General features: G+C 58.5%; 4 protein-coding genes. 2 read left to right on the top strand and 2 right to left on the bottom strand.

Annotated elements, in window-relative coordinates; all coding sequences use genetic code 11:
* Together NW820_RS04280 and ndhN are read right to left on the bottom strand one after the other, a co-directional pair.
* The coding region (locus NW820_RS04280) for an LdpA C-terminal domain-containing domain (protein ID WP_414406774.1) at positions 1-995 on the bottom strand (995 nt) is incomplete at its 3' end.
* Positions 996-1,089: 94 nt separating this feature from the next.
* On the bottom strand, positions 1,090-1,533 hold the full coding sequence (ndhN, locus tag NW820_RS04275; RefSeq protein ID WP_414344253.1) for an NAD(P)H-quinone oxidoreductase subunit N: 444 nt from the start codon (positions 1,531-1,533) through the stop codon (positions 1,090-1,092).
* 275 nt (positions 1,534-1,808) lie between these two features.
* On the opposite strand from ndhN, the gene msrB reads away from it, so the two are divergent.
* Together msrB and NW820_RS04265 are read left to right on the top strand one after the other, a co-directional pair.
* On the top strand, positions 1,809-2,300 hold the full coding sequence (msrB, locus tag NW820_RS04270) for a peptide-methionine (R)-S-oxide reductase MsrB (protein ID WP_414406773.1): 492 nt from the start codon (positions 1,809-1,811) through the stop codon (positions 2,298-2,300).
* 49 nt (positions 2,301-2,349) lie between these two features.
* Entirely contained in the window at positions 2,350-3,153 is an 804-nt protein-coding gene (locus tag NW820_RS04265; protein WP_414406772.1) for an FTR1 family iron permease, read from the top strand.
* Positions 3,154-3,167 lie beyond the last annotated feature (14 nt).

Here is a 3,167-nt window from a genome sequence, read left to right as displayed (position 1 = left end):
CGCCGCTTTACTTGCTGCACCAACTGCTTGGCCAACGGGATCCCTGCCACCAATCCAGGATTCCATCCTGACTCCGATGAGCTGTGAGCTGGCTCTTCCAGATAGGCTGACACCAACTGTCGCGCGTAGCTGCCGAAGGCTACCCCCGCCACCGGCCACCGGGGATCCAACAGCGGCACCGTTTGGGCGTTGGTTCCTCCTGCCAATTGCACATAGCCTGGCAGACCCATATTCAGTACCTTCTCGGCCAACTTTAGGGCAGCTTTGCCGGTGCCAGCTCCAATATCCCCACTCATAGGCCGGCCATCCACCTGCCAGATCAACACCTCCGGCAAGGGATCCATAAGAGCCAGCAAATCCCTCAAGTAAGCCTCTAGGCCCGGGCCATCGTTAAAGCTAATTGAGATGGCCTGGAGCTGAGGTAGCCAGGGCTTCAGGGATCCCCACAATTGCTCGAATGACCTCTGGCGACCAATGCAGGTGTGGATCTCCACCGCCTGAATGCCCAGCTCGACCAAAGGCGGCAAAACTTCTGACAGAGCGACCTGGTAGCCGAAGGTAGCAATGCGCCGGTGGGGGCAAACCGGCTCGCAGCGCCCACAGCCGTAGCACAGCTCTGTCTGGATGTGGACTTGAGCAGGAAGGGCTGCCTGTGTCAAGGCATGGGGAGGACAGACTGCCAAACAAGGTTGAGGACAGTCGGCAGGACAAACAGGAGCCGTCAGCACCGCCTTGCGGAAATGGACGTCTTCGCCGTCATTGACGCTGACCATCAACCAAGGGGATCCCGCCTGGGGATCTTCGGCTTGTGCCCGTTGGATCCCTTCTTGAGCGGCCCGCACAATGGCCGGATCGGCAGCAACATCAATGCAATCTGCCCCGGCCAGCGTGTAAAGGAAAGCCAGCTCCCGAACCGAGGGCAAGTGGTGGAAACTTGCACCGCAGATCAACTTAAACCAGGTACCCTGTTGCAGCGAGGCGGTTGGCAAGGTCACAGGCACAAGAAGCCGCTAGCAGGATGGGGATCTGAGCCGCAGGCCATCTACTTGAGATGGTAGCAAAGAAATTTCGAGGATCCTGAAGAGAGGTTCAGGCGCTCTGCAGAGGTTGCCAACGAATTGACCGTTCTCGGCCCAGTTCCACCACAAACTTCACTCCCTTGTCTTCCCGACTCAGCTTCACCAGGTAGGAGAGTTCCTGTTGGCTGAACACATGCCCCTCGTAAAACCAAAACACCAACCCCTTTGCTTTCGGGGGCAAGGTGGCCCGATACTGCTCGATCAACGCGGGAAAGAAATAGGTGCGCCGCTCCGATTTGCCCAGCGTGGCAGGCCGTACCCCATGAATGCGCGTCAAATAGCTGGCCAGATCCCCGATTCCCTTACTGGAGAGGGTGACCACCTCATACCCAGCTCCGCGCAGCCGCCGCAGGTAGTGCCCTTCGGATCCCCCCTCTGGGGTTACAAAGATGGCCAAAGCCCCAGATTGCTCCAGTTGCTGCACAAACTTTGCACCTGAGCCGACCAGCAGCATAGGAAGAACTCCATTACTCGTCTAGGGTTGGACAAGCAGCCCACCTGCGCTCATTGTAACGGGATGGCGCCTGAAGCTGGGGATAGAAGCTGCCAATGGAACCCATAGAATACTGGCTATCTCCCTGTTTTGCAGAAGGGAGCGTAAAGAAGGGTTAAGATACGGGTAACCTGCTTGCAGGTCTCAACCCACAGGTGGCGGACAAAGGCGGATGGATCCCCCTAGTAGGGATGGCCTCCCCGCCACTTACACAGCGACAACAGATGAACCTCATCATGCGACGACGCGAGCTGTTGACCTTGGCGGTGGCCGGGTTGATTACAGCACCCCTCAGCTTAGCAGGAGAGCAAAGAGCAATGGCCCAACAGACTTATCCCTTCACCAAAACCGACGCCGAGTGGCGGCAACTGCTCACCGAAGAGCAATACTATGTGCTGCGCCGAGAGGGCACTGAGCCCCCCTTCCGCAACGCTTACTACGACAACAAGGCCCCAGGTATCTATGTCTGTGCCGGCTGTGGTCAGGAGCTGTTTTCCTCGGCGGCCAAGTACGACAGTGGCACCGGTTGGCCCAGCTTTTGGGAGCCGATTGCTCCCCATGTGATCGGCACCAAGACGGACTGGAAATTGTTTGTGCCCCGCACGGAAGTCCACTGCTCTAACTGCGGTGGGCATCTGGGGCATGTGTTTCGGGATGGCCCCCCACCCACGGGTTTGCGCTACTGCATCAATTCTGCTGCCCTCAAGTTCATCCCAGCCACCGCCTAGAAATCCTCTTGGCTCCAGCTAAAACTGAGCCGCCTGTCTGGGTGAGCCTATGTCGGACTACACGTTCCTGGATGCTGCTTCGATTCTGCTGCGGGAGGGCCTGGAAGCTCTCTTGGTGCTGGTGGCACTGCTGGCCCTTATGAGCAAGAGCGGGCAATCGGCTCAGAAGCGCTGGGTGTGGATAGGGGGATCCGCGGGCTTGCTGGCAGCGGTGATGCTCGGTCTGCTGGTGAAGCTGTTTTTCCAGCAGATGCTCACCCACACGCGACAAGAGGTGCTGGAAGGGATCACCGGGCTGGTGGCAGCAGGTTTGTTGTTCTCGGTCAGCCTTTGGTTGCACCGCCGGGCTGCAGTGGCTTCTTGGCAAACCTTTGTGCGGGAACAGGCGCAGGCGGCACTGGCCACGGGTCAGGTTTTTTCCTTGGCTTTTCTGGCCTTTGTGGCGGTGTTTCGCGAGGGGGCGGAAACGGTGCTGTTTTATGTGGGGTTGGCCTCTTCCCTCTCGGCAAAAGATTTTTGGGCGGGGATCGGCCTGGGATCCCTGGTGTTGGTGGCGGTGGCGATCTTGCTGCTTCAGGTGGGGCTGAAATTGCCGCTGGGAGTTTTTTTCCGGGGCCTGAGTCTGCTGGTTTTCTATTTGGGCTTTAAGTTTTTGGGCAGTGGCCTGCACGCTCTGCAGGTGGCGGACTGGCTGCCCATCACCCCCCTGGTCGGGATCCCAAAGCTGCGCTGGCTGGGCATATATCCCACTTGGCAGACGCTGCTCCCCCAACTGCTGCTGCTGGGAATAGCTTTCGCCTTGTGGGTGAGGCAATGGCTGCGGGCTGATTCTGCTCAGAGGCTTTCTTCGTGAAAAACGCTCTCCAC

The organism is Synechococcus sp. R55.7, assembly GCF_047461955.1.
Classification (GTDB): Bacteria; Cyanobacteriota; Cyanobacteriia; order Thermostichales; family Thermostichaceae; genus Thermostichus.
Note: the sequence above shows the minus strand (reverse complement) of the source record. Positions and strands in the feature narration are given on the sequence as shown.

Excerpts from the sequence above, each read along its gene's own strand:
- ndhN (WP_414344253.1), bottom strand. The coding sequence starts at position 1,533 with ATGCTGCTGGTCGGCTCAGGTGCAAAGTTTGTGCAGCAACTGGAGCAA.
- msrB (WP_414406773.1), top strand. The coding sequence starts at position 1,809 with ATGCGACGACGCGAGCTGTTGACCTTGGCGGTGGCCGGGTTGATTACA.
- NW820_RS04265 (WP_414406772.1), top strand. The coding sequence starts at position 2,350 with ATGTCGGACTACACGTTCCTGGATGCTGCTTCGATTCTGCTGCGGGAG.